The 25274-nt window shown below is 53.7% G+C and carries 18 protein-coding genes; 7 read left to right on the forward strand and 11 right to left on the reverse strand.

From position 1 onward, the window contains the following. Window positions 1-388 precede the first annotated feature (388 nt). Window positions 389-2047: an ATP-dependent endonuclease gene (locus HV302_RS09120; RefSeq protein ID WP_181627231.1), complete on the forward strand. Its 1659-nt coding sequence runs from the start codon at window positions 389-391 to the stop codon at window positions 2045-2047. On the opposite strand, the gene HV302_RS09125 is transcribed toward HV302_RS09120, so the two are convergent. Beyond that, complete coding sequence (locus tag HV302_RS09125) at window positions 2044-2994, reverse strand: VirK/YbjX family protein (RefSeq protein WP_016156939.1); 951 nt, start codon at window positions 2992-2994, stop codon at window positions 2044-2046. The two genes, HV302_RS09120 and HV302_RS09125, sit on opposite strands and share 4 nt — an antisense overlap. Before the next feature lie 160 nt (window positions 2995-3154). Between HV302_RS09125 and macA the strand changes: the two genes are divergently transcribed. After that, on the forward strand, window positions 3155-4270 hold the full coding sequence (macA, locus tag HV302_RS09130) for a macrolide transporter subunit MacA (protein ID WP_181627232.1): 1116 nt from the start codon (window positions 3155-3157) through the stop codon (window positions 4268-4270). Next, window positions 4267-6213 (forward strand): macrolide ABC transporter ATP-binding protein/permease MacB, encoded by a 1947-nt coding sequence (gene macB / locus HV302_RS09135; protein ID WP_016153652.1) that lies wholly within the window; start codon window positions 4267-4269, stop codon window positions 6211-6213. The genes macA and macB overlap by 4 nt, the downstream gene beginning before the upstream one ends. Before the next feature lie 74 nt (window positions 6214-6287). Here macB and cspD read toward each other — a convergent pair whose 3' ends face one another. Continuing rightward, complete coding sequence (gene cspD / locus HV302_RS09140) at window positions 6288-6512, reverse strand: cold shock-like protein CspD (protein WP_003036813.1); 225 nt, start codon at window positions 6510-6512, stop codon at window positions 6288-6290. A 323-nt stretch (window positions 6513-6835) separates the two neighbouring features. Here cspD and clpS point away from each other — a divergent pair, with 323 nt between their 5' ends. The 3 genes from clpS (at window position 6836) to tnpA (ending at window position 10109) form a co-directional block, all read left to right on the forward strand. Beyond that, a complete protein-coding gene (clpS, locus tag HV302_RS09145; protein ID WP_003036810.1) occupies window positions 6836-7156 on the forward strand; it encodes an ATP-dependent Clp protease adapter ClpS in 321 nt (106 codons plus the stop codon). Window positions 7157-7186: 30 nt separating this feature from the next. After that, the gene (gene clpA, locus HV302_RS09150) at window positions 7187-9463 is read left to right on the forward strand and encodes an ATP-dependent Clp protease ATP-binding subunit ClpA (protein WP_016153651.1); all 2277 of its coding nucleotides are present in this window, start codon (window positions 7187-7189) and stop codon (window positions 9461-9463) included. Between the two features lie 187 nt (window positions 9464-9650). Further along, the gene (gene tnpA / locus HV302_RS09155) at window positions 9651-10109 is read left to right on the forward strand and encodes an IS200/IS605 family transposase (protein ID WP_131381019.1); all 459 of its coding nucleotides are present in this window, start codon (window positions 9651-9653) and stop codon (window positions 10107-10109) included. Between the two features lie 322 nt (window positions 10110-10431). On the opposite strand, the gene trhP is transcribed toward tnpA, so the two are convergent. The 8 genes from trhP to HV302_RS09195 all read right to left on the reverse strand — a co-directional run bounded on the left by trhP (window position 10432) and on the right by HV302_RS09195 (window position 23402). Then, window positions 10432-11793, reverse strand: coding sequence for a prephenate-dependent tRNA uridine(34) hydroxylase TrhP (gene trhP / locus HV302_RS09160; RefSeq protein WP_006683890.1), 1362 nt, complete (start codon window positions 11791-11793; stop codon window positions 10432-10434). Between the two features lie 159 nt (window positions 11794-11952). Then, a complete protein-coding gene (locus HV302_RS09165; protein ID WP_019077150.1) occupies window positions 11953-12285 on the reverse strand; it encodes a YegP family protein in 333 nt (110 codons plus the stop codon). Window positions 12286-12420: 135 nt separating this feature from the next. After that, window positions 12421-13143, reverse strand: a complete 723-nt coding sequence (baeR, locus tag HV302_RS09170; RefSeq protein ID WP_019077149.1) for a two-component system response regulator BaeR — start codon at window positions 13141-13143, stop codon at window positions 12421-12423. Further along, window positions 13140-14543, reverse strand: a complete 1404-nt coding sequence (baeS, locus tag HV302_RS09175; protein ID WP_016153606.1) for a two-component system sensor histidine kinase BaeS — start codon at window positions 14541-14543, stop codon at window positions 13140-13142. The genes baeR and baeS overlap by 4 nt, the downstream gene beginning before the upstream one ends. Further along, window positions 14543-15955 (reverse strand): MFS transporter, encoded by a 1413-nt coding sequence (locus tag HV302_RS09180; RefSeq protein ID WP_016153605.1) that lies wholly within the window; start codon window positions 15953-15955, stop codon window positions 14543-14545. The genes baeS and HV302_RS09180 overlap by 1 nt, the downstream gene beginning before the upstream one ends. Further along, window positions 15952-19032 carry a multidrug efflux RND transporter permease subunit MdtC gene (gene mdtC, locus HV302_RS09185; RefSeq protein WP_181627233.1) on the reverse strand — a complete coding sequence of 1027 codons (3081 nt, stop codon included), beginning with the start codon at window positions 19030-19032 and terminating at the stop codon, window positions 15952-15954. The genes HV302_RS09180 and mdtC overlap by 4 nt, the downstream gene beginning before the upstream one ends. Continuing rightward, the gene (locus HV302_RS09190; RefSeq protein WP_181627234.1) at window positions 19033-22155 is read right to left on the reverse strand and encodes an MdtB/MuxB family multidrug efflux RND transporter permease subunit; all 3123 of its coding nucleotides are present in this window, start codon (window positions 22153-22155) and stop codon (window positions 19033-19035) included. Further along, on the reverse strand, window positions 22155-23402 hold the full coding sequence (locus HV302_RS09195; RefSeq protein WP_142417514.1) for an MdtA/MuxA family multidrug efflux RND transporter periplasmic adaptor subunit: 1248 nt from the start codon (window positions 23400-23402) through the stop codon (window positions 22155-22157). Before HV302_RS09195 ends, HV302_RS09190 begins: the two co-directional genes overlap by 1 nt. Before the next feature lie 279 nt (window positions 23403-23681). Here HV302_RS09195 and HV302_RS09200 point away from each other — a divergent pair, with 279 nt between their 5' ends. Next, window positions 23682-23741 (forward strand): type I toxin-antitoxin system Ibs family toxin, encoded by a 60-nt coding sequence (locus HV302_RS09200; RefSeq protein ID WP_109017525.1) that lies wholly within the window; start codon window positions 23682-23684, stop codon window positions 23739-23741. A 99-nt stretch (window positions 23742-23840) separates the two neighbouring features. On the opposite strand, the gene yegD is transcribed toward HV302_RS09200, so the two are convergent. Then, window positions 23841-25193, reverse strand: a complete 1353-nt coding sequence (yegD, locus tag HV302_RS09205; protein ID WP_046275425.1) for a molecular chaperone — start codon at window positions 25191-25193, stop codon at window positions 23841-23843. Window positions 25194-25274: the final 81 nt, after the last annotated feature.

Consider the following 25274-nt stretch of genomic DNA (forward strand, 5'->3'; position numbering starts at 1 on the left):
CTAATTTCCTGAACATAACCACCTCAATTAAAAGTTCCGGGTTCGTGTTCCTTACCCGGTAATTCATCGCTAAAAGGGACGATGATGAAAGAGCCGGTATTTTAGAAAAAAACATCATCCCTTCGCCAGTTAAATTGATGAAAAAATTTGATTTAAGGCAATATGTTGTGATTCCTTTTTGAATATTGGATGAATGAAGCATAGTTCAATTAGCAAAACGGCGATGATTGAGTTCTGAAATAATATTCCAGGGAAAACATAAGAAGAATATTCTTATATTTTTTGATTTCTGCGACTAACCTCCTGATCATATCGGGTGTCTTGAGCGCCCGCTTGCCGTTATACTCCTGATAACTTGAAGGAAAAAGTTAGCATTTCCGGAGGCTATATGATTCTCGAACGCGTTGAGATTGTTGGATTTCGTGGTATTAACCGTCTGTCGTTGATGCTGGAGCAAAGCAACGTGCTGATTGGGGAGAACGCGTGGGGTAAGTCCAGTCTGCTGGATGCTTTAACCCTGCTGCTGTCGCCGGAAACTGATTTGTACCACTTTGACCGCGAAGATTTCTGGTTCCCGCCGGGCGATATTCAAGGCCGGGAACATCATCTGCATATCATCCTGACGTTTCGTGAGTCTCAACCGGGTCGCCACCGTGTGCGCAGGTATCGCCCTCTGGAAGCCAGCTGGACGCTGTGTCAGGATGGCTATCACCGCATTTTCTATCGGCTGGAAGGTGAATGTGCGGACGACGGTAGCGTTCTGACGTTACGCAGTTTTCTGGATGGCGAGGGCCATCAGCTTCCCCTCGACGACATTAACGATCAGGCGCGGCACCTCGTGCGTTTGATGCCAGTACTGCGCCTGCGCGACGCACGTTTTATGCGACGGATCCGAAACGGTACGGTGCCGGATTCGTCGGATGTCGAAGTGACCGCGCGGCAACTGGATTTTCTGGCACGTGAACTGGCTACCCGACCGCAAAACCTGACAGATGGGCAGATACGTCAGGGGTTATCGGCCATGGTACAGCTATTGGAACACTATTTTTCTGAGCAAGGTTCCAGTCAGTCCCGCTATCGTCTGATGCGTCGACGTTCCAATAACGAACAACGTAGCTGGCGCTATCTGGATATTATCAACCGTATGATTGATAGACCGGGCGGACGCACGCACCGCGTGATCTTGTTGGGATTGTTTTCGACGCTGTTACAGGCCAAAGGTACGCTGAGGCTGGATAAAGACGCCCGGCCGTTACTGTTGGTAGAAGACCCTGAAACGCGTTTACATCCGATTATGCTGTCGGTTGCCTGGCACCTGCTGAATTTGCTTCCGCTGCAACGGGTGGCGACCACCAACTCAGGTGAGTTACTGTCCCTCACCCCCGTGGAACATGTTGTCCGCCTGGTGCGTGAGTCTTCCCGCGTCGCCGCCTGGCGGCTTGGGCCAGGTGGGATCAGCGCAGAAGATGGTCGGCGTATTGCCTTTCATATTCGTTTTAACCGTGCATCGTCGTTGTTTGCCCGCTGTTGGCTGCTGGTGGAAGGCGAAACGGAAACCTGGGTCATTAACGAACTGGCCCGCCAGTGTGGGCACCACTTTGATGCGGAAGGTATCAAAGTCATTGAATTTGCCCAGTCCGGCCTTAAGCCGCTGGTTAAGTTCGCCCGCCGGATGGGTATCGAGTGGCATGTGCTGGTTGATGGTGATGAAGCCGGGAAAAAGTATGCCGCTACGGTGCGGAGTTTGTTGAATAACGACAGAGAAGAAGAGCGCGATCATTTAACCATGCTTCCCGCGCTGGACATGGAACACTTTATGTATCGCCAGGGGTTCGCTGACGTTTTTCACAGGGTGGCGCAAATCCCCGAAAACGTGCCCATGAATATGCGCAAAATTATCTCGAAGGCGATTCACAGGTCGTCAAAACCAGATTTAGCCATTGAGGTGGCGATGGAAGCCGGGCGGCGCGGCGTTGACGCGGTGCCGACGCTGCTGCGAAAAATGTTTTCCCGCGTGCTGTGGTTGGCACGCGGCAGAGCGGATTAGTTGCGAAACATCGACGACAGCTGCGAGTGGATGCTGTCCAGTAACTGGTAGCGACGGCGGTATTCCGCGCGTTTTTTGCTGGCAATGTCCGCTTCGCTTTTTCGCGCCATTGTGCGTGGGATATGGTAATAGCCGTGACTGTCGCACTCACCGCCAACCGACTCCCAAAATGCGTTGTAGTCGGAAAGTATCACCTTGTTTTTATCGTGGTAACGCGGGCTGCGAAAGATATGCTGTTCATTGCTGACAGCCAGAATTTGTTTAATATTCAATTGTTCTGCAAAACAGCAAATGGCTTCCATCACAATACGTTTAGGGAAAATCCCGTAGCATGATTTGGTCGCTTTTTGAATTTCTTCATGTGGCAGTAATCGACTGCCTCCCTGTAACCCGCCAATAAACAGTGTGCTGCTTCCTTGATAATTGCACAGCGTAAACGTCATTTCCGCTAAAGTCTCGCCAGCGCTATTGCGTACCAGAATGGTACTTTCACCTTCTTTATCCAGTGAGATAAATGAGCCCAGTATTACGCTAAATATTTCGCTATTTTTGCCTTCAATTTGTGCCAGTTGTAATCCATCCGCACTTAAATAAGCTTTATATTCCGTGGCTGAAAAAGAGCTGCGGATAGCATTGTAATGAAAACGCACAGCATCCAGTTTCATTTTTCGATCAAGGTTTTGTGCGAGATAGGCGCGATGTAGGCGAACCGGCAGACGAGGCTGGCGTGCCAGTACGCTATCGAGATCAGGCCATTGCGCCAGTTCAGTCATCCATTCATGCATTAATCTTGGCATAAGCGCTGAGCGCAACAAAAACTTACGACGGAAACTACGCTGATGCCAAAATTTTCCAGGGCGCCAATGTCCGGTCATCAGGCTACAAAAGAGGCTAAAACTTGTGGCGGGTTTTGAAGAATGAAAAGTGCTGTCAGTTAGCTGGCTCATAATAACAATCCGATGGATACTCTGATACTAATTTCAACACAGCGGATCTTAACCATTCATCAATAACTCTGTTATTCTTGCGTTTTTCAACGGCTATTTATTTAACGTTGATGTTTACCACTCCACTCTGGTGGACGTATTGGGGGAAATTGGGACATTTATGAAGCTCAAGGGAAAAATCAAAAAGCGCTATTTTTTCTTCGCCATCATCATTATTGTGGCGATAATTGCACTTTGGCGAACGCTTAATGCGCCTTTACCTCAGTATCAAACGTTAATTGTTCGTCCGGGCGATCTGCAGCAAAGCGTACTGGCAACCGGCAAACTGGATGCGTTGCGTAAAGTTGACGTCGGGGCGCAGGTAAGCGGGCAATTAAAAACGCTGTCGGTCGCCATTGGCGACAAAGTAAAAAAAGATCAACTGCTTGGCGTTATCGATCCTGAACAGGCGCAAAACCAGATTAAAGAGGTTGAAGCGACGCTGATGGAATTACGCGCTCAGCGTTTACAGGCTGAAGCAGAGTGGAAACTGGCGCGGGTAACGCTTTCCCGTCAGCAACAGCTGGCGAAAACCCAGGCTGTCTCGCAGCAGGATCTCGACACGGCGGCTACTCAGATGGCGGTCAAACAGGCGCAAATCGGCACAATTGATGCGCAAATTAAGCGTAATCAAGCCTCTCTCGATACGGCAAAAACCAACCTTGATTACACCCGCATCGTCGCGCCAATGGCAGGCGAAGTCACGCAAATTACTACCCTTCAGGGGCAAACCGTTATTGCTGCCCAGCAGGCACCTAACATTCTGACATTGGCAGATATGAGCACCATGCTGGTGAAAGCGCAGGTTTCCGAGGCGGATGTGATTCACCTGCATCCCGGGCAAAAGGCCTGGTTTACCGTACTGGGCGATCCTCAGACGCGCTACGAAGGTAAGCTCAAAGATGTTCTTCCGACGCCAGAGAAAGTGAATGATGCAATTTTCTACTATGCTCGCTTCGAAGTTCCCAACCCGAAAGGGATCCTGCGTCTGGATATGACCGCGCAGGTCCATATCCAGCTCACGGATGTGAAAAATGTCCTGACGATCCCGCTGTCGGCGCTGGGCGATCCTATTGGCAACAATCGTTATAACGTCAGGCTGCTGCGTAACGGCGAAACCCGTGAACGCGAAGTGGTTATCGGCGCGCGTAATGACACCGATGTGGAGATCGTTAAAGGGCTGGAAGAGGGGGATGAAGTCATCACCGGTGAGGGCAACGCTGGAGCGCCAAAATGACGGCATTGCTTGAACTGAGCAATATCCGCCGCAGCTATCCGTCAGGCGAAGGTCAGGTCGAGGTATTGAAGGACGTATCCTTGAGCATTCAGGCCGGGGAAATGGTAGCGATTGTCGGGGCGTCTGGCTCGGGTAAATCGACGCTGATGAATATTCTCGGCTGTCTGGACAAACCCACCAGCGGTACGTATCGGGTTGCCGGGCGCGATGTCTCCACGCTGGATAGCGATGCGTTAGCCCAGCTGCGTCGCGAACATTTCGGTTTTATCTTCCAGCGTTATCATTTGTTGTCGCATTTAACCGCCGCGCAAAACGTTGAGGTGCCTGCGGTCTACGCTGGCACCGAACGTAAGCAGCGCCTGGCCCGTGCGCAAGAACTCCTGCAGCGACTGGGTCTGGGCGACAGAGTCGACTATCAGCCTTCCCAGCTTTCCGGTGGTCAGCAGCAGCGGGTCAGTATTGCGCGTGCGCTGATGAACGGGGGACAGGTTATCCTCGCCGACGAACCCACCGGCGCGCTGGACAGCCATTCAGGCGAAGAGGTGATGGCGATTTTGCATCAGCTGCGCGATCGCGGGCATACGGTGATTATCGTCACTCACGACAGCCAGGTCGCCGCACAGGCCGAACGCGTCATTGAAATTCGTGACGGCGAGATTGTGCGCAATCCGCCGTCGCACAAACCCTCTACCGGGCGCGATATCGCGGAGCCGACGGTGAAAACGGCGTCCGGCTGGGGGCAGTTTGTCAGCGGTTTTCGCGAAGCGCTCACTATGGCCTGGCTGGCAATGGCTGCGAATAAAATGCGAACGCTACTGACCATGCTTGGGATCATCATCGGTATTGCTTCAGTGGTGTCGATTGTGGTGGTAGGCGATGCGGCTAAACAGCTGGTACTGGCAGATATTCGCGCTATTGGCACCAATACCATCGATATCTATCCTGGCAAAGATTTCGGCGACGACGACCCACAATATCAACAGGCGCTGAAGTATGACGATTTAACGGCGTTACAGAAGCAGCCCTGGGTCAGTTCGGTGACGCCTGCGGTGTCGAAAAACCTGCGGCTACGCTATGGCAATATCGACGTGGCAGCCAGTGCTAATGGCGTTAGCGGCGACTATTTCAACGTCTATGGCATGACGTTTAGCGAAGGGACCACTTTTAACGCTGAACAACTGGCGGGGCGCGCTCAGGTGGTGGTGCTCGACAGCAATACCCGTCGTCAATTGTTCCCCAACAAAGCGAAAGTTGTCGGCGAAGTCGTGCTGGTGGGGAATATGCCTGCCACGGTAATTGGTGTTGCAGAAGAGAAACAGTCGATGTTTGGCAGTAGCAAGATCCTGCGGGTCTGGCTGCCTTACAGCACCATGTCCGGGCGAATTATGGGGCAGTCGTGGCTGAACTCGATCACCGTGCGGGTGAAAGACGGTTTTGATAGTGCTCAGGCCGAGCAGCAGCTCACCCGACTACTGACGTTACGCCACGGTAAGAAGGATTTCTTCACCTGGAATATGGACGGTGTCTTGAAAACCGCCGAAAAGACCACACGTACATTACAACTCTTCCTGACGCTGGTGGCCGTGATTTCGCTGGTGGTCGGTGGAATTGGTGTGATGAATATTATGCTGGTTTCGGTAACCGAACGAACGCGCGAGATTGGTATTCGTATGGCGGTTGGCGCCCGCGCCAGTGACGTACTGCAGCAGTTCTTAATTGAAGCGGTGCTGGTGTGTCTGGTTGGCGGCGCGCTGGGCATTAGCTTGTCGATGCTGATCGCCTTTACGCTTCAGCTATTCCTGCCTGGCTGGGAAATAGGTTTCTCACCCGTAGCCTTATTGACGGCGTTTCTGTGTTCGACTGCGACCGGGATTTTGTTTGGCTGGCTACCGGCGCGAAATGCGGCGCGGCTGGATCCGGTAGATGCTCTGGCGCGGGAATAATACCATCGAGATAAAAATGCCAGCCGCAAAGGCTGGCATTTTGACTGCGGGATGTACACAATGAAACAGAAGAGCTATGCGACAGCTTCTGCTTCAATGACAGGCACGATGACACTGGCATGATTGCCTTTTGGCCCCTGGTGGACATCAAACTGGACAGATTGTCCGGCTTTTAGCGTTCTGTAACCATCCATCTGAATGGTGGAGTAATGGGCGAAAATATCTTCGCCGCCGCCTTCGGGACAGATGAAACCAAACCCTTTGGCGTTGTTGAACCACTTAACAGTACCCGTTTCCATGCTTCGACATCCTTCGTAAATCTTATATAAGTAAGATGGAATGAACCGGTGGCGGAGTGGGGGCTGTTCAAAACCTCGCCAACTCTCGAAACTACAATTTAGAGAAATCAGGCGAGGCGTCAAGCGCCAGGCTGACGGAATAGGGTAAAAATGCATCAAAATTTGAAGCAGTTAACGCTATTGTCGGTTATGTGACAGATGTCGCGGATGGCACTAATAGATGATAGTTATCTAATACTTGAGGTAGATTGATTGTGCGCATAGGCTGCTTGTCAGCGGCAAGATTTTCTGCCGGAAACCGTAACTGAAGATGACGACTGACAATGGGTAAGACTAACGACTGGCTGGATTTCGATCTGCTGGCGGAAGATAAATTGCGCGACGCGCTAAAACCGCCATCTATGTATAAAGTGATATTAGTCAATGATGATTACACTCCGATGGAGTTTGTTATTGACGTGTTACAAAAATTCTTTTCTTATGATGTAGAACGTGCAACGCAACTGATGCTTGCCGTTCACTATCAAGGTAAAGCGATTTGCGGCGTATTCACTGCCGAAGTGGCTGAAACCAAAGTTGCGATGGTGAACAAGTATGCGAGGGAGAACGAGCATCCGTTGCTGTGTACGCTAGAAAAAGCCTAAATGCAGGCATAAATATTGGGGGAGGTGCCTATGCTCAATCAAGAACTGGAGCTCAGTTTAAACATGGCTTTCGCCAGAGCGCGCGAGCACCGACATGAGTTTATGACCGTCGAGCACTTGCTACTGGCATTGCTCAGTAACCCATCGGCCCGCGAAGCGCTGGAAGCGTGTTCTGTGGATCTGGTGGCGCTGCGTCAGGAACTCGAAGCCTTCATTGAACAAACCACACCCGTATTGCCTGCCAGTGAAGAAGAGCGCGACACGCAGCCAACGTTGAGTTTTCAGCGTGTGTTGCAACGCGCGGTCTTTCATGTTCAGTCCTCCGGGCGCAATGAAGTTACCGGTGCTAATGTGCTGGTCGCCATCTTCAGCGAGCAGGAATCTCAGGCGGCTTATCTGCTGCGTAAGCATGAAGTGAGTCGCCTTGATGTGGTGAATTTTATTTCTCATGGCACGCGCAAAGACGAACCAAGTCAGTCCTCTGACTCTGGTAATCAGCCGAATAACGAAGAGCAAGCTGGCGGGGAGGACCGTATGGAGAACTTCACGACTAACCTTAACCAGCTTGCCCGTGTGGGCGGAATTGATCCGCTCATTGGACGGGACAAAGAGCTGGAACGCGCCATTCAGGTACTGTGCCGTCGTCGAAAAAATAACCCGCTGCTGGTGGGTGAGTCTGGCGTCGGGAAAACCGCTATTGCGGAAGGCCTCGCCTGGCGTATCGTCCAGGGCGACGTGCCGGAAGTGATGGCTGATTGTACCCTTTACTCTCTGGATATCGGCTCGCTGCTGGCGGGTACCAAATACCGTGGCGATTTTGAAAAACGCTTTAAGGCGCTGCTGAAACAACTGGAACAGGATACTAACAGCATTCTGTTTATCGATGAGATCCACACCATTATCGGCGCGGGTGCGGCATCGGGCGGCCAGGTGGATGCGGCTAACCTGATCAAACCGTTGCTCTCCAGCGGTAAAATCCGTGTGATAGGCTCCACAACCTATCAGGAATTCAGCAATATCTTTGAAAAGGACCGCGCGTTAGCACGCCGTTTCCAGAAAATCGATATCACTGAGCCGTCGGTTGAAGAGACCGTGCAGATCATCAACGGTCTGAAGCCGAAATACGAAGCGCACCATGACGTTCGCTACACCGCCAAAGCGGTGCGTGCAGCGGTCGAACTGGCGGTGAAATACATTAACGATCGTCATCTGCCGGACAAAGCGATTGACGTGATCGATGAGGCGGGCGCGCGGGCGCGTCTGATGCCGGTCAGCAAGCGCAAGAAAACCGTCAACGTGGCGGATATCGAGTCCGTCGTGGCTCGCATTGCGCGGATCCCGGAGAAGAGCGTTTCGCAGAGCGATCGCGATACGCTGAAAAACCTGGGCAACCGTCTGAAAATGCTGGTATTCGGACAGGATAAAGCCATTGAGGCGCTGACTGAAGCGATCAAAATGAGCCGTGCTGGTCTGGGACACGAGCATAAACCTGTCGGTTCGTTCCTGTTTGCCGGACCGACTGGCGTCGGTAAGACCGAAGTCACGGTGCAGTTGTCCAAAGCGCTGGGTATTGAGCTGCTGCGGTTTGATATGTCCGAGTATATGGAACGTCACACCGTCAGCCGCCTGATTGGTGCGCCTCCGGGATATGTCGGTTTCGACCAAGGCGGTTTGCTGACAGATGCTGTCATTAAACATCCGCATGCGGTACTGCTGCTGGATGAAATCGAAAAAGCGCATCCGGATGTCTTTAACCTGCTGCTGCAGGTGATGGATAACGGTACGCTGACCGACAATAACGGGCGTAAAGCGGATTTCCGCAACGTGGTGCTGGTCATGACCACTAACGCCGGCGTGCGTGAAACTGAGCGTAAATCGATTGGGCTGATTCATCAGGACAACAGTACTGATGCGATGGGCGAAATCAAAAAAGTGTTTACGCCGGAATTCCGTAACCGTCTCGACAACATTATCTGGTTCGATCATCTCTCTACTGAGGTGATTCATCAGGTTGTTGATAAGTTTATCGTCGAACTTCAGGTTCAGTTGGATCAAAAAGGTGTCTCTCTGGAAGTGAGTCAGGAAGCCCGCGACTGGCTGGCTGAGAAGGGCTATGACCGCGCAATGGGCGCACGCCCGATGACGCGCGTTGTCCAGGATAACCTGAAAAAACCATTGGCTAACGAACTGCTGTTCGGCTCGCTTGTGGATGGCGGTCAGGTGACCGTTGCGCTGGATAAAGAGAAAAATGAGCTGACCTATGGTTTCCAGAGTGCGCAAAAGCACAAGCCAGAAGCAGCGCATTAATATCTAACCACCTAATGAACCGGGCGTAATGCCCGGTTTTTTTTGTGCACAGAAAACCCCCAGCTAGGCTGGGGGTTCCGGAAAGCTTTCAGCTTTGGGCCAGTTATTAAAACCCCTTTTGATTTGTTAAAACACATTGCGGTCTGGCAACTGCAAATGTTTAACAAGAAATCAAAAGGGGGTCCCAATGGGGGACGAAAAGAGCTTAGCGCACACCCGATGGAACTGTAAATATCACATAGTTTTTGCGCCCAAATACCGAAGACAAGCATTCTACGGTGAGAAACGCAGGGCGATAGGCAGCATCCTAAGAAAGCTGTGTGAGTGGAAAAACGTGCGGATCCTGGAAGCGGAATGCTGTGCGGATCATATCCATATGCTTGTGGAAATCCCACCCAAAATGAGCGTATCCGGCTTTATGGGGTATCTGAAAGGGAAAAGCAGTCTGATGCTGTATGAACAGTTTGGGGATATGAAATTCAAGTACAGGAATAGAGAGTTCTGGTGCCGGGGATACTACGTAGATACGGTGGGTAAGAACACGGTGAAGATACAGGAATACATAAAGCACCAGCTTGCAGAAGATAAAATGGGTGAGCAGTTATCGATCGCTTATCCGGGTAGCCCGTTTACGGGCCGTAAGTAACGAAGTCTGATGCAAATGTCAGATCGTATGCGCCTGTTAGGGCGCGGCTGGTAACAGAGCCTTATAGGCGCATCCGAAAAACCTCCGGCTATGCCGGAGGATATTTATTCGCCTGAAAGTCGTGATTTGAATAGGGGGGTAAACGGCAGGCAAAAAATAAGCCTGCGTAAGGGAGATTACGCAGGCTAAGGAGGTGGTTCCTGGTACAGCTAGCATTTATGGGTTATGTTTTTCAGCGGATGGGATAATACCCTTAATGAACGAAGCGGTATGTGATCGATTTCTAAGAATCTTCCGAACGCTGAAAAATAACCGTAATTAACTACTTAGCATGTGGGTTGCGCGTGGACTCACCGGCAAAATTACGCATCAACAATGCATAATTCAGATCGATATCCTCCGGTACAGGCATCCACACGGTGTAACCATCGCCCGGCGCAACCGGCATCGCTTCGCCTTTCGCGTTTTCCATCTGTTCGAGGGTAAAGTTGATATTGCCCTGTGGGGTCATCAGCTCCAGGCTGTCGCCGACGGTGAATTTATTTTTCACCAGCACAGCCGCCAGTTCACCTTTACGTTCGCCAGTGAATTCGCCGACAAACTGCTGACGCTCGGAAACAGAGAAGCCGTATTCGTAGTTCTGATAGTCGTCATGTGTATGGCGGCGCAGGAACCCCTCGGTGTAACCACGATGCGCCAGACCTTCCAGCGTTTCCAGTAGTTGCGGATCGAATGGTTTCCCGGCAGCGGCATCATCAATGGCCTTGCGATAAACCTGTGCGGTACGTGCACAGTAATAGTATGATTTAGTACGGCCTTCAATTTTCAGCGAATGCACGCCCATCTGAGTCAGGCGCTCAACGTGGGCAATGGCACGCAAATCCTTCGAGTTCATGATGTAAGTGCCGTGTTCGTCTTCAAACGCGGTCATGTACTCACCCGGACGCTGGGCTTCTTCGATCATAAAGACTTTGTCAGTCGGCGCGCCAATACCCAGCGTCGGCTCAACATTTTGTACCGGGATAGGCTCGTACTTATGCACGATATTGCCCACCACGTCTTCTTTGCCTTCCTGCACGTTGTATTCCCAGCGGCAGGCATTTGTACAGGTACCCTGATTTGGGTCACGCTTGTTGATGTAGCCAGAGAGCAGGCAGCGGCCGGAGTAAGCCATGCACAGCGCGCCGTGAACAAAGATCTCAATTTCCATATCCGGCACCTGGGTGCGGATCTCTTCAATTTCTTCCAACGACAGTTCGCGGGACAGGATCACACGGGTCAATCCCATCTGCTTCCAGAATTTCACCGTTGCCCAGTTTACGGCGTTAGCCTGTACTGAAAGGTGAATGTCCATGTCAGGGAAGTTTTCGCGCACCAACATAATCAGACCAGGGTCGGACATGATCAGTGCATCCGGTCCCATTTCCACCACCGGTTTCAGGTCACGAATGAAGGTCTTCAGCTTGGCGTTATGCGGGGCAATATTAACCACCACATAGAATTTTTTACCCAGTTCATGGGCTTCATTAATGCCTAGCTGCAGGTTTTCGTGATTGAATTCGTTGTTGCGTACGCGCAGTGAGTAACGCGGTTGGCCCGCATATACAGCGTCTGCGCCATAGGCGAAAGCGTAACGCATGTTTTTCAGCGTTCCCGCCGGGGAAAGGAGTTCCGGTTTAAACATAATTTTCTCGTTCTGATGACAGGTCAGACTCGCCTCACTCAATGAGGCGGTTAGGGGAGTGCCCCCATATTAAGGGCGGGCATTGTAGCGCTGTGGGGAAGACAGGTAAAGAAAAACGCCGGGCGACAGCGTGGCGTTACCCGGCTGAGCGAGTCATTATCAGGTTTTATCTTTTATCGTCTGAGTTACACCATTGGTCTTAACTGAAGCAATACCGGTCTCGCGCGACTGTTCATTCGCATACAGTTGACTGCTACCAATAATCTGGTGGTTTGCTGCTTTCAGATTGAAATGCAATTTGCCATTAGCTGCCGTTTTTTTCTCGTAACGCTCGGCCAGAGGGCTGTTAGCCTGGACAGATGCGATCCCTTTTTCTGCCGCGCCTTTTGTCGTGTAAAGCTCACTGGTAAGGATCGTTTCCCCGTTTCCAGCCTTAAGAACAAAACGGTACTGATCATCGCTACTCTTGCTTAATTCAAACCAACCAGCCATATGAACTCCTTGATTAAAGTTTTATATCAAACAGTTATTGACGACAGTGTTGCCACAAAGAGTATGAGCGATATTTGGAGAGTTGCTAGTCAACAGGACTCCACGAAGCCGCGGAGTCCTGCAGGACGGGAGTGTTTACGCAATCCGACAGGCGTCGGCTTCCCAGCGATACCCTACGCCATAGACCGCGCGGATAAACGACTGTTCCGCATCCAGCGATTCCAGCTTGCGTCGCAGGTTCTTAATATGGCTGTCGATGGTTCGGTCGGTAACGACACGGTAATCGTCATAGAGATGATTGAGCAACTGTTCACGGGAGAACACTTTTCCCGGTTCATGCGACAGCGTTTTGAGTAAGCGAAATTCAGCAGGCGTTAAGTCGAGCATTTTCCCACGCCAGGATGCCTGAAAACGACCTTCATCGACGATCAACGGGCTGTCAGCATCCATCTGTTGCAGTTCGCGCTGCGGCTTGCAACGGCGCAGAATCGTCTTCACGCGAGCAACAACTTCACGCGGGCTGTAGGGTTTGCAAATATAATCATCCGCACCGATCTCCAGCCCAAGCAGGCGATCAATTTCTTCTATCTTGGCGGTTACCATCATGATGGGGACTTCAGAGAATCGGCGGATTTCCCGGCACAGAGTCAGGCCGTCGGTACCAGGCAGCATCAGATCCAACAAGATCAGGTCGGGCGGCGTCTGACGCACATAAGGAAGAACCAGATCGCCGTGGCTGATGAGCGTAGGAGCGTAGCTTGCCGCGCGCAGGTAGTCGATAAGCAGTTGCCCCAGCTTGGGCTCGTCTTCCACGATCAGAATACGCGGCGTGTTTTCATCAATGGGTAACTCAGTCATACATCTCTCTGTAAATCGCGTTCCAGCGGTAATGTTACTGTAATGCTAACCCCGCCAAAAGGCGAATGGGCGGCGCGAATCAGACCATTATGCGCCTGTACGATATTGACGCAAATTGCCAGCCCCAGCCCGGAACCACCGCTGGCGCGGTTACGCGAGCCTTCGGTGCGATAAAAGCGTTCAAACAGCTTCTGTAACTGGTCGTCACTTACGCCGGGAGCGGAATCAGCGAAGGTTAATAAAACCATACGCTCGCGTTGTTCGGCGCTGATGTGCAGTCCGCCGCCGCTGTCGGTGTAGCGCAGACTGTTTTCCAACAGATTGTTGAACAACTGCATCAGACGATCCCTGTCGCCAAATACCGTCATGCTGTCCGGGAGTGAAAGTTGTATCGTCAGTCCACGGCTGGCAAAGCGTTCACGAAATGCGCCACTTGCCACTTCCAACAGGGGGATGAGATCCAGCGATGTTTTCTGGTAGGCCAGCGCGCCTTCATCGGACATGGAGAGCTGATGCAGATCGTCCACCAGCTTGGTGAGCGTACCTACTTCAGCCTGCAAAGAGGCAACGGAGTCAGGGGTGAACTGGCGTACGCCATCCTGAATGGCCTCCAGTTCACCGCGCAACACCGCTAACGGCGTACGCAGTTCGTGAGAAATATCGGCCATAAAGTCACGACGCATCTGCTGGTTTTTTTCCAGCGTACTGGCAAGCTGGTTGAAGTCCTGTGCCAGCTTGCCCAGTTCATCCGTACTGGTCGGCGCAACGCGAGTGGTGAAATCGCCAGCCGCCAGTTTGTGCGTGCCTTCCACTAACCGCTTGACCGGGGCCAGCAGGCTGCGCGCCAGCGTAAACGTTGCCAGCGCCGCCAGGATCGTGGAGAGCGCGACGATGAGCCAACTGGAACGTCTTTGCTGCATGTCGAAATTGATATCCGTATTGCGCGTTAAGCGTTCCACGGGAGAGGCAATCACGGCACCGACTTCGCTACCGTTGACGCGGATCGGATGGCGCATACCGTCACGGGGGACCGGAGCACGCGGACCGACCAGCACGCGGGCATTTTGGTCGACAACCCAAAACTGCGTACGCCAGCCGTGCGGCGGCATGCCGGGGCCGGGTTTATCATCGTCGTTGTCGTGTTCAAAAGAGCGCAGGATCTGAAAAACAAACCGATCGTTATTGCGTAAGAATCGCCAGTTGCCGTGCTGTTCATACTGCTCGCTTAATGCGTCGCTGAGCATTTGCAGCCGCTGTTCGTTACCGTGCTTGATATAGTCAATAAAACCGCGTTCGAAGCTTATGCGTACGGCCCAGTGCATGCTGATCAGCAATACGATGCAGGTGGCGAAAATCGCCAGAAACAGTTTGCCGGTGATACCGGGCCGCCAGAACTTCATCAGGTGCTCCTCTTGCGCCGTGAAATCACCGCGTTGGTTTGCGTGTCGTTCGGCACGCGGGCAAAAATAATGGCGGGCAGCGCGATAATGAATGCGATGCACAGCCAGGTATACATAAAGACGGTATGCGTACTTCCGCTGTCGATGACGCTATGCTGCTGACCGAACATGCCTAGCAGCAGTCCCGCGATGGTCACCCCGATACTCATCGATAGCTGCATGATCATTGACAGCAGGCTGTTACCACTGCTGGCGAGATCGTCAGGCAGGTCTTTTAACGTCAGGGTGTTCATGGATGAAAAGCGCGTTGAGTTGACCATTCCCTGTAAGAACAGTACGAAGGGCAGGGCGTAATACCAGCCGAGCAGCGCGGTGGTCATCAGCAGCAGACTGACCAGCGACAGGCCAAGCGTTGTAGCGACCAGTACGCGACGGTAGCCAAAGCGATTAACGACCTGCACCACAATGCGCTTCATGCCCATACTGCCGAGCACCATCGGGATCATCATCAGCCCGGCATGAAAGGGCGAAAAACCGAGGCCTATTTGTAAAAACACCGGCGTCATAAACGGCAGCATACCGCTACCGATGCGTCCGGCAAAACTGCCGAAAAGACCCAGCGAGAAGGTCGGTGTGCGAAACAGATTCAGGCTGAACAGCGCGCGTGGATTACGATGGGCGTGTTTCAGATACAGCGCAATAGCCAGCACTCCGCAGATAACCAACGCTGCCAGCGAGATACTGGAGATGCCGGTTCCTTTACTGCCATCAAGCGCCAGCGTCAGTACCGCCATGCCGACTGCCAGCATCGCAAATCCGGAGAGATCGAAGCGTCGGGTTTGCATGGTGTAGTTGGGCATCAGCATTAACGTCGCTATCGCGCCGACAATGCCAACCGGAATGTTAATCAAAAATATCCAGTGCCAGGAGGCGTACTCAACCAGAATACCGCCTAATGCCGGTCCCAGTAGCGGGCCAATCTGACCGGGCAATGTGACAAACGTCATCGCCGCCATATATTGCTCACGCGGGACGATTTTCATCACCGTTAGCCTGCCGACCGGCACCATCATCGCACCGCCAACGCCTTGTAAGACGCGCGCCATCACCAGCTCGTTGAGTGTGCTGGACCCGGCGCAAAACAGCGAGCCAAGCGTAAACAGGATGATGGCGGTGAAGAAGATATTACGCACGCCAACTTTGTCCGCCAGCCATCCGCTGGCGGGCAGCATCACGGCAACGGTTAAAACATATGACACAATGACCATATGCATGTGTAACGGGCTTTCCCCGAGGCTTGCCGCCATCGAGGGAAGCGCAGTATTCACGATGGTGGTATCCAGCGACTGCATAAAAAAGCCGAATGCCACAATCCAAAGTTGCCAGCGGGTGCTGTCGGGAAGTTCTGTCATAACTCTGCTACCGGTTTGCTGTTTTTACGCGAAAAACGCAGACGCAGACGGTCGAAAAAGAGATAGACCACGGGCGTGGTGTACAGCGTCAGGAGTTGACTCACGACCAGCCCGCCGACAATGGTTATCCCCAAAGGTTGACGTAGTTCGGAGCCATCCCCGGCGGATAACACCAGCGGCAGCGCGCCAAACAACGCCGCCAGCGTGGTCATCATGATTGGGCGAAAGCGCAGCAGGCAGGCCTGGAAAATGGCTTCTTCCGGCTGCAGCTTGCCGTTTCTCTGCGCTTCCAGCGCAAAATCGACCATCATGATGGCATTTTTCTTCACAATGCCAATTAATAGCATTATCCCTATCAGGGCGATTAGGCTGAACGGGGCATTGAACAGCTCCAGCGCCAGCAAAGCCCCGACGCCAGCTGAAGGTAGCGTGGAGAGAATGGTCAGGGGATGAACATAGCTTTCATACAGCATCCCCAGAACGATGTAGACCGTGGCAATGGCGGCGATAATCAGGATCACCTGCGAGTTCATGGTGTCCTGAAATACCTGTGCCGTGCCGGCAAAGCTACCGCGAACTGTGGAGGGGACGCCGAGCTGGGTCATGGTTCTGTTGATAGCCTCTGTCGCCTCAGACAGTGAAGAACCTGTTGGCAGGTTAAACGACACGGTTGAGGCAGCGGACAAGCCCTGATGGTTTACCGACAGCGGGGCATTCGCCGGTTGCCATTTGGCAAAGTACGATAGCGGGATTGCCTTACCGTCATTGTTGATGACGAACATTTTATCCAGCGCGCTGATGTCCTGGGTGTAACGTCGATCGACCTCCATCACCACTTTGTACTGGTTCATCGGTTGATAAATAGTTGAAATTTGCCGTTGTCCAAAAGCGTTGTTCAACAGGCTGTTAGCGGCTGCAACGTCGATCCCCAGACGAGACATGGTGTCGCGATCGTAGACCAGGTTCATTTCCGCGCCATTGTCCTGCTGATCTGAGTTGACATCCGCCAGTTGGGGCAGGGCGGCAAGCGCCTTACGGATCTTCGGTTCCCACTCGCGCAATGCCGCCAGATCGTCAGAAAGCAATGTGTATTGATAGCTGGCATTGGCCTGGCGACCGCCGACGCGAATATCCTGCACCGCCATCAGAAACAGATTCGCGCCAGGCTCTTTTGCAAGCGCGACGCGCAGGCGGTCGATCACCTGCTGAGCGGTTTCACCGCGCTCATCGCGTGGCTTGAGGGTGATAAACATCATCCCGCTGTTAACCCGGGAACCGCCGGTAAAACCGGTGACGTTATTCACCGCCGGGTCGTCGCGGATGATCTTCATAAAGTCCTGCAGTTTGCCGCGCATCGCCTGGAAAGAGATGCTCTGGTCGGCCTGAATCCCCCCCATCAACACGCCCGTATCCTGCTCCGGGAAGAAGGTTTTGGGGATGGAAATATAAAGCCAGATATTCAGCGCAATGGTGCCAAGTAACACCACGCCTACCAGTCGCGTATGGCGCAGCACCCATTTAAGCGAAGTGCCGTAACTCTGTTGCAGTGCCACCAGCACACGACCAAAACCTCGTTTACGAGACTGTTCACGCGGGGCGCTGGATTTGAGCATCCAGCCACACATCATTGGCGTTAATGTCAGCGACACCAGCAGCGAGATACCGATAGCAACTGACAGCGTGACGGCAAATTCGCGCAGCAAGCGCCCAGGCAATCCGCCCATTAACAGCAGCGGGAGGAACACCGCTACCAGCGACAGGCTCATTGAGAGCACCGTGAATCCCACTTCGCGCGTACCTTGTAGCGCCGCCTGCAGTGGCTTCATTCCCGCTTCCAGGTGGCGGGCAATATTTTCCAGCACCACGATTGCGTCATCAACGACAAATCCCGTGGCAATGGTCAACGCCATTAATGACAGGTTGTTCAGGCTGAACCCGCACAGATACATGGCGGCAAAGGTACCGATCAGCGAGACCGGAACCGCTACCGCAGGGATCAGGGTCGCGCGCCCGGAGCGCAGGAAAACAAAGACCACCAGGATAACCAGCACAACGGAGATAATCAGCGTCTGTTCGACTTCCTCCAGCGAGGCGCGAATGGTCGGTGAACGATCCTGGGCAATTTGTAGATCGATGGCGGCCGGGACCAGCGTTTGTAACTCCGGTAATTTGGCCCGAATGCTGTCTACCGTCTGAATAATATTGGCTTCTGGCAACTTGCGGATCATCAGCAGGATAGCCGGTTTTGCGTTGGTCATCCCCGCGTTACGTACGTCCTGCACCGAGTCGCTCACAGACGCAACATCGCCCAGCCGCACCGCAGCGCCGTTATTGTAGTGGATAATAATCGGCTGGTACTCGGCGGCGGTTTTCAGCTCATCGTTGGTTTGTACCTGCCAGCGGTGGGTATCATTCTCGATAGCTCCCTGCGGCTTACGCACATTGGCGTTAGCAATCGCGCTACGCACGTCGTCCAGCGACACGCCCTGATTAAACAGCGCTTGCGGATTAAGCCCTACGCGCACGGCAGGCAGAGAGCTGCCCCCAACGTCGACGTCACCCACGCCGTCGATTTGCGCGATGGTCTGTGCTAATTGGGTTGATGCGAAATCGTACAGTTCACCCTGCGAGTAAGTGTCCGACGTGAGCGTCAGGATCATGATTGGCGCATCGGAAGGGTTGGCTTTGCGGTACGTGGGGCGGCTTGGCATACCGCTGGGTAGCAGGCTTTGCGCTGCGTTAATCGCGGCCTGAACATCCCGCGCCGCGCCATTGATGTCACGGTCGAATTTGAATTCAAGAATAATGCGCGTACTGCCAAGGGAACTGCTCGAGGTCATTTCGTTCACGCCCGCGATGCGCCCCAGTGAGCGCTCCAGCGGGGTGGCTACCGAAGACGCCATCGTTTCAGGGGAGGCGCCGGGTAATGATGCGCTGACCATGATCACCGGGAAATCCACCTGCGGCAGCGGAGCTACCGGCAGCAGACGAAAGCCCAGTATCCCGCACAGGGTGATGGCCACCGAAATGAGAATGGTCGCCACCGGACGATGAATGAAAAGCGCGAAAAATTTCATTTACGCTTCCTCTTCCTGACGCGGGAAGCGGCTTTTCACGTACAGCGACAGACGGTCAAACAGCAGATAAATCACCGGGGTGGTAAACAGGGTTAATACCTGGCTTACCAGCAGACCGCCGACCATACCAATTCCTAATGGACGACGTAATTCGGCCCCCACGCCGGTACTTAACATCAGCGGCAACGCGCCGAGCAGTGCCGCCAGCGTAGTCATCAGAATCGGGCGAAAACGCAGCAGACAGGCCTGGAAAATAGCGTCGCGTGGGGTCATGCCCTGTTCGCGCTCCGCGGCAAGGGCGAAGTCGATCATCATGATGGCGTTTTTCTTGACGATACCGATGAGCAAAATAATGCCGATAATCGCGATGACGTCCAGTTCACTGCCGGCAATCATTAACGCCAGGAGGGCACCGACGCCCGCCGTGGGTAGCGTGGAGAGAATGGTAATCGGGTGAATAAAGCTCTCATACAGCACGCCGAGAACGATATACATCGCGACAACCGCAGCCACAATCAACCAGATGGTATTACCCAGTGCGGCCTGGAAAGCGAGCGTACTGCCCTGGAACTGGGTGGTAATATTTGCTGGCAGATTGAGCGTTTTTTCGGCATCCAGAATTGCCTGCACCGCATCGCCCAGCGAATGATCGTCCGGTACGTTGAACGAGATGGTGGTGACCGGGAACTGATCGAGGTGGTTAATCGACAGCGGGGCGAAACGCTGTTCAATGCTGGCGATTGCTCTGAGCGGAACCACGCCGCCGTCGCTGCTGGTCAGACGGATAGTGTCCAGAGCAGCAAGCCCCGGCGTACTGTTGGTGTCATGTTCCAACACGACGCGATACTGGTTGGCCTGGGTGTAGATGGTTGAAATCAATCGCTGGCCGAAGGCGTTGTACAGGGCGTTATCGACATCCGCCATGCTGATGCCTAAACGGCTGGCGCTATCGCGATTGACGTTCACATACGCCACCAGCCCTTTGTCCTGCCAGTCGCTACTGACATCGGACAGTTGCGGTAGCTGGTGAAGTTTTTCTAACAGCTGTGGAACCCAGGTGCTGAGGGCGTCAAGGGACGTTGCTTGCAGCGTAAACTGATATTGCGTCCGGCTGACCTGGGTATCAATCGTCAGGTCCTGGGTGGGCTGAAGATAGAGATCAATGCCGGGTACTCTGTCAACCGCGTCCTGTAGGCGTGCGATCACTTTCTGCACGCGATCGTCGCGATCGTCCAGCGGCTTAAGGTTGATTTGCAGACGCGCGCTGTTCAATGCCGGATTAGTACCATCCACGCCGACAAAAGCGGTCAGGCTCTCGACCGCCGGATCTTGAAGGATGACATCGGAAACCTGGCGCTGGCGCTGGGCCATGCTGGCAAATGAACTGGACTGCGGCGCCTGCAGCGTACCCTGGATGATGCCGTTGTCCTGGATTGGGAAGAACCCTTTGGGGATAAAGACCCATAACATAACGCTCAGTGCCAGCGTGCCGAGCGCCACGCCCAGCGTGAGCCACGGATGGTTCAGCACTTTTGCCAGCCAGTGACCGTACCCGGCAATGACGCGATCGAACATACGCTCCGAGGCGCGGGAGAAGCGGTTCTGCTTACGCAACGAGGCCTGATTAAGCATGCGCGCGCACATCATCGGCGTGAGGGTGAGCGAGACGACGGCGGAAATCAGAATTGCCACGGCCAGCGTAACGGCAAACTCGCGGAATAATCGGCCAACGATATCACCCATAAACAACAGTGGGATCAGCACGGCGATTAGCGAAAATGTCAGAGAGATGATGGTAAAACCAATCTCACCAGCCCCCTTCAGGGCGGCAGTCAGCGGTTTTTCGCCTTTTTCGATATAGCGTGAAATATTCTCGATAACCACGATAGCGTCATCCACTACGAATCCTGTCGCGATGGTTAGCGCCATTAGGGTCAGGTTATTGATGGAGAAATCAAGAAATACCATCACCGCGAAAGTACCGATGAGCGACAATGGAACGGCGACCGCAGGAATAATCGTCGCCGGAATATTGCGCAGGAACAGGTAGATGATCATCACCACCAGCGCAATCGCCAGCATTAGCTCAAACTGGGTGTCTGCAACGGACGCACGAATATTGGTCGTGCGATCCGAAAGCACGCTGACCTTAACTGATTTGGGCAGGCTTTCGGTGAGCTGCGGCAGCATTTGACGGATACTGTCTGCCGTGGAGATGATGTTCGCCCCAGGCTGGCGCTGAACATTCATCACAATGGCTTGTTGCTTATTGGCCCATGCGCCCAGCCAGCTATTTTCTGCCCCTTGTTCGACGGTGGCGACATCGCCCAGACGAACCGGCGCACCGTTTTTATAGGCCACGATGAGCTGGCGATATTCGTCTGCGGACTGCATCTGGTCGTTGGCGGAAAGGGTGACAGCACGCGTTGGGCCATCAAGACTCCCTTTTGCCGAATTGACGTTAGCCCCGGTAATGGCTGTACGGATGGTTTCGCTGGTCAGACCGAGTGCGGCAATAGCCTGTGCGTTAAGCTTCACGCGGACCGCCGGCCGTTGCCCGCCGGAAAGTGTTACCAGACCGACACCGGAAACCTGAGAGATTTTCTGCGCGACGCGGGTTTCGACCATATCTTCCACCTGCGTCATCGGCATGGCGCTGGACGTGACCGCCAGCGTCATGATCGGTGGATCTGCCGGGTTTACCTTGCTGTAGACCGGCGGATTGGGCAGATCGCCCGGTAATAAATTGGTGGCGGCGTTAATCGCAGCCTGAACTTCCTGCTCGGCAACATCCAGCGGCAGCGTCAGTTGAAACTGCAACGTGACGACCGATGCGCCGCCGGAACTTTGCGAGGACATCTGTTTTAAGCCGGACATCTGTCCGAACTGACGCTCAAGCGGTGCGGTTACCGCCGAGGTCATGACGTCCGGGCTGGCGCCCGGGTACAGCGTAACGACCTGAATCGTGGGGTAATCGACTTCCGGTAAGGCGGCGATCGGCAGGAAACGATAACCGATAATACCGGCAAGCAAAATCGCGACCATCAGCAGCGTGGTGGCGACAGGTCGCAGAATAAACAGGCGTGATGGCCCGCCTGTGTTGTGCGGAGGTAACACCTGCATCAGGAGTTAGCTCCTTTTTTGCCGTATCCGCGGGGCGCTGTTTTCTCGTCCTGAGCTGAGGCGTCATGCGCCTCTACAACTTCTACTTTTGCGCCTTCCGTCAGGCGGTCAATACCGTCGGTTACGACCCGATCACCTGCGGACAACCCTGCGGCGATCACTACTTTTTGGCTATCCTGAATACCTGGTTTAACCAGATGTTTGCTCACTTTATTCTCGCTGTTCAGCACCCAGACAAAATGGCCCTCATTGCCCATCTGCAGGGCGGCCGTTGGGATCACCACGGCGTTTTGTTCCGTGTCGACCAGCATGCGGGCGTTAACGAACTGGTTAGGGAATAAAGCATCATCCTGATTGTTAAAACGGGCTTTAACTTTGATGGTTCCGGTCGTGGCATCAATCTGATTGTCGAGACTGAGCAGGACGCCTTCGCTCAGTTTTTGCGAATTGGTTCGGTCCCAGGCTTCGACCTTTAACGGAGTCCCCGATTTTTGCGCCCGCAACACGGTGGCAATGTCGTTTTCAGGCAAGGTGAATATCAGGTCGATAGGATGGGTTTGCGTAATGACGACGATTCCGGTGGTATCGCCGCTGGAAATTTGGTTACCGACGTCGACCTGCTTCAGACCGACACGCCCCTCTACAGGCGCGGTTATCCGGCTCCAGTCAAGCTGCAATTGGGCGCTGGCGACGCTGGCTTCATCGGCTTTGATTGTCCCTAACGTTTCATTTACCAGAGCCTGCTGTGCATCCAGCTCCTGGCGGGAGACCAGATTAGTTTTCACCAACTGTTGATAGCGGGCAAGGTCGCGACGGGCATTTGCCAGCGTGGCTTTATCTTTTGCCAACTGGCCCTGCGCCTGAGCCAGAGCAACTTTGAACTGGCTGGGATCTATCTCTGCCAGCAGGTCGCCGGCTTTTACCTGCTGTCCTTCCTCGAAGTGTAAGGCAATGAGCTGACCATCCACCCGGCTACGTACCGTGGCGGTATTTGCGGCAGTAATGGTACCCAGTCCTGTCAGGTAACGCGGAACGGCTTCCATGGCGGCGGTGGCAGCCTGAACGGGAGCCAACGGCCCGGAGCGCATTCCACGCCGTCCCGAACCTGGCGTGTGCTGCGCTGGTTTGGTCGCGCCCGGTGCGCTTTCCTGGGCGTCGTTACGGCTTTGCCAGAACCAGATGGCGGCGACGGTGGCCACAACGATCGCGATTGCTATCACCCAGCGGGATTTTTTACTGCCTTTCATTGTTATAAGTTTCTCATCCTGAAACGATTCGCGGAATGATACTAGTTTAGCCAGCGAACAAGGGAGAAAAATGGAGGAATTATGAAACACTGTCGGGATTCGTCTGAATGCTAATGCGGCTTTGCGAAGCGTTACGCAACAATCGGTGGTGAAGATAGCGAATACGTGATTGTGCGTTAGAGTGCTGATAAGGCAAAAAGGAGGAGAGCCAGAGATTTCAGCGGGACGCTGGAACGGGAAAGCCCCTCCCGAGGAAGGGGCCAAAATAAGGAAAGGGTTATGATGAAGCAGGTCATCATACTGGTGATACTCTTAGTGATTAGCTTACCGGCTTACTAAGACACCAGGGGGAGGGGAAGCCCTCCCTAACCCTCACTCCTGAAAATAAGCCACAGCAATGGTGATGTCAATACGCGTACTTTTCAGCATGCGAGCCGCTTAGCGGAAAACAACGTCAGCCCAGCGGGCCAGTCCGGCAGTAACGGAACCGAAATCATCGCCCCCCGCGATCGGAATCCCGGGAAGTTGCTGGGCGAGGGCTTTTTTAATCAGCGGCGAACGCGCGCTACCGCCGGTCAGGTAAATCACGTCCGGTTTTTCCTGCGCGTTTTCCAGCGCCAGTTGAACCTGCTCCAGAATGCGCGCCAGGGGCTGATTGAGCGCAGCTTCCAGCCCGTGTTGACTGATATCGGTTGCCAGAGTGTCGCTGATAAACGGTATCGCCGCCGTCACAATGGTCTGATCGGAAAGCGCGATTTTGCTCTCTTCTGCGCTGCGCACCAGGCGATAGCTCAGACGCTCACGCCAGACTTTAAGCAGTAGGGCGACTTTATCGGCTTCTTTCGCGTCACGGACAAGATCGTTGAGCAAGCGACCGTTGGCGCTACTGTAGAAGTCACTTTGCGCGGGAACATCGTTGATCGCGACCGCGTTCCACCAGGGCAGAATAGGTAAGGCGATCCCTTTTTCCGTTTCTCCCCCCATACCGAGCAGCGGCATCAGATGTTTAAACGCCAGCGCAATATCCAGATCGTTCCCGCCAACGCGGCAGCCGCTGTGCCCCAGCAGGCTGTTTTCGCGATCGGCGCGCTGATGCCATTGCGGCCCCATCAGCAGCAGTGAACAGTCGGTTGTACCCCCGCCAATATCCACCACCAGCACGCGTTTTTCTTCCTGCAGCGTGGCTTCGTAATCCAGACCAGCCGCTACCGGCTCGTACTGGAAGACGACATCCTGAAAACCGGCGCGTTTAGCCGCACGTTCAAGAATACCCTGCGCCTGGGCGTTGGCGTCATCGCCCCCTAACCCCTGGAAGTTGATGGGACGACCAATAACGGCCTGGGTGATGGCTTCCGGCAACTGATTTTGTGCCTGGTTGCGTATGTGCAGCATCATCGCGCAGACCAGATCTTCAAACAGCGCAACCTGCTGCGGCTTCAGACCGCTGGCACCCAAAAATGATTTTGGCGATTTAACGAAGTACACCTCTTCCGGGTCTTCAATATATTGACCCAGCGATGCCAGACCGAACTGCACGCTGTTGGCGTTAACGTCGATGTCTTCTTCGCGGTTATAGCGCATCGCGCGGCGAAGCAGCGCCTGCGTTTCGTCGTCCGTGGTTGGGATGTCGTGATGGCGATACAGCCACTCGCTGACCGCTTCGCGCGTTGGCGCGCACAGCATTGAAGGCAGAAGCGTGCTGTTATTTTCCATTTTGAGCAGGTGAGGCTGCCCGTCACGCATAACGGCCACTGAACAGTTTGCCGTACCGTAGTCAAAACCAATAAACACCGTAAAAATCCCCATGCCAGTGAAGAAGGGGCGTGACTTTAACGAAATGTTGACGCTCCGACAACTGGAATATGAAAGCAA

The sequence above is a fragment of the Citrobacter sp. RHBSTW-00859 genome, from assembly GCF_013729795.1.
Classification (GTDB): domain Bacteria; phylum Pseudomonadota; class Gammaproteobacteria; order Enterobacterales; family Enterobacteriaceae; genus Citrobacter; species Citrobacter braakii.

What these genes read in the sequence shown, in the direction of transcription:
- HV302_RS09120 (WP_181627231.1), top strand. Translation starts at nt 389, where the DNA reads ATGATTCTCGAACGCGTTGAGATTGTTGGATTTCGTGGTATTAACCGT.
- mdtC (WP_181627233.1), bottom strand. Translation starts at nt 19,032, where the DNA reads ATGAAATTTTTCGCGCTTTTCATTCATCGTCCGGTGGCGACCATTCTC.
- cspD (WP_003036813.1), bottom strand. Translation starts at nt 6,512, where the DNA reads ATGGAAACGGGTACTGTTAAGTGGTTCAACAACGCCAAAGGGTTTGGT.
- clpA (WP_016153651.1), top strand. Translation starts at nt 7,187, where the DNA reads ATGCTCAATCAAGAACTGGAGCTCAGTTTAAACATGGCTTTCGCCAGA.
- macA (WP_181627232.1), top strand. Translation starts at nt 3,155, where the DNA reads ATGAAGCTCAAGGGAAAAATCAAAAAGCGCTATTTTTTCTTCGCCATC.
- baeS (WP_016153606.1), bottom strand. Translation starts at nt 14,543, where the DNA reads ATGAAGTTCTGGCGGCCCGGTATCACCGGCAAACTGTTTCTGGCGATT.
- HV302_RS09195 (WP_142417514.1), bottom strand. Translation starts at nt 23,402, where the DNA reads ATGAAAGGCAGTAAAAAATCCCGCTGGGTGATAGCAATCGCGATCGTT.
- baeR (WP_019077149.1), bottom strand. Translation starts at nt 13,143, where the DNA reads ATGACTGAGTTACCCATTGATGAAAACACGCCGCGTATTCTGATCGTG.
- trhP (WP_006683890.1), bottom strand. Translation starts at nt 11,793, where the DNA reads ATGTTTAAACCGGAACTCCTTTCCCCGGCGGGAACGCTGAAAAACATG.
- clpS (WP_003036810.1), top strand. Translation starts at nt 6,836, where the DNA reads ATGGGTAAGACTAACGACTGGCTGGATTTCGATCTGCTGGCGGAAGAT.
- HV302_RS09165 (WP_019077150.1), bottom strand. Translation starts at nt 12,285, where the DNA reads ATGGCTGGTTGGTTTGAATTAAGCAAGAGTAGCGATGATCAGTACCGT.
- tnpA (WP_131381019.1), top strand. Translation starts at nt 9,651, where the DNA reads ATGGGGGACGAAAAGAGCTTAGCGCACACCCGATGGAACTGTAAATAT.
- HV302_RS09190 (WP_181627234.1), bottom strand. Translation starts at nt 22,155, where the DNA reads ATGCAGGTGTTACCTCCGCACAACACAGGCGGGCCATCACGCCTGTTT.
- HV302_RS09180 (WP_016153605.1), bottom strand. Translation starts at nt 15,955, where the DNA reads ATGACAGAACTTCCCGACAGCACCCGCTGGCAACTTTGGATTGTGGCA.
- macB (WP_016153652.1), top strand. Translation starts at nt 4,267, where the DNA reads ATGACGGCATTGCTTGAACTGAGCAATATCCGCCGCAGCTATCCGTCA.
- HV302_RS09125 (WP_016156939.1), bottom strand. Translation starts at nt 2,994, where the DNA reads ATGAGCCAGCTAACTGACAGCACTTTTCATTCTTCAAAACCCGCCACA.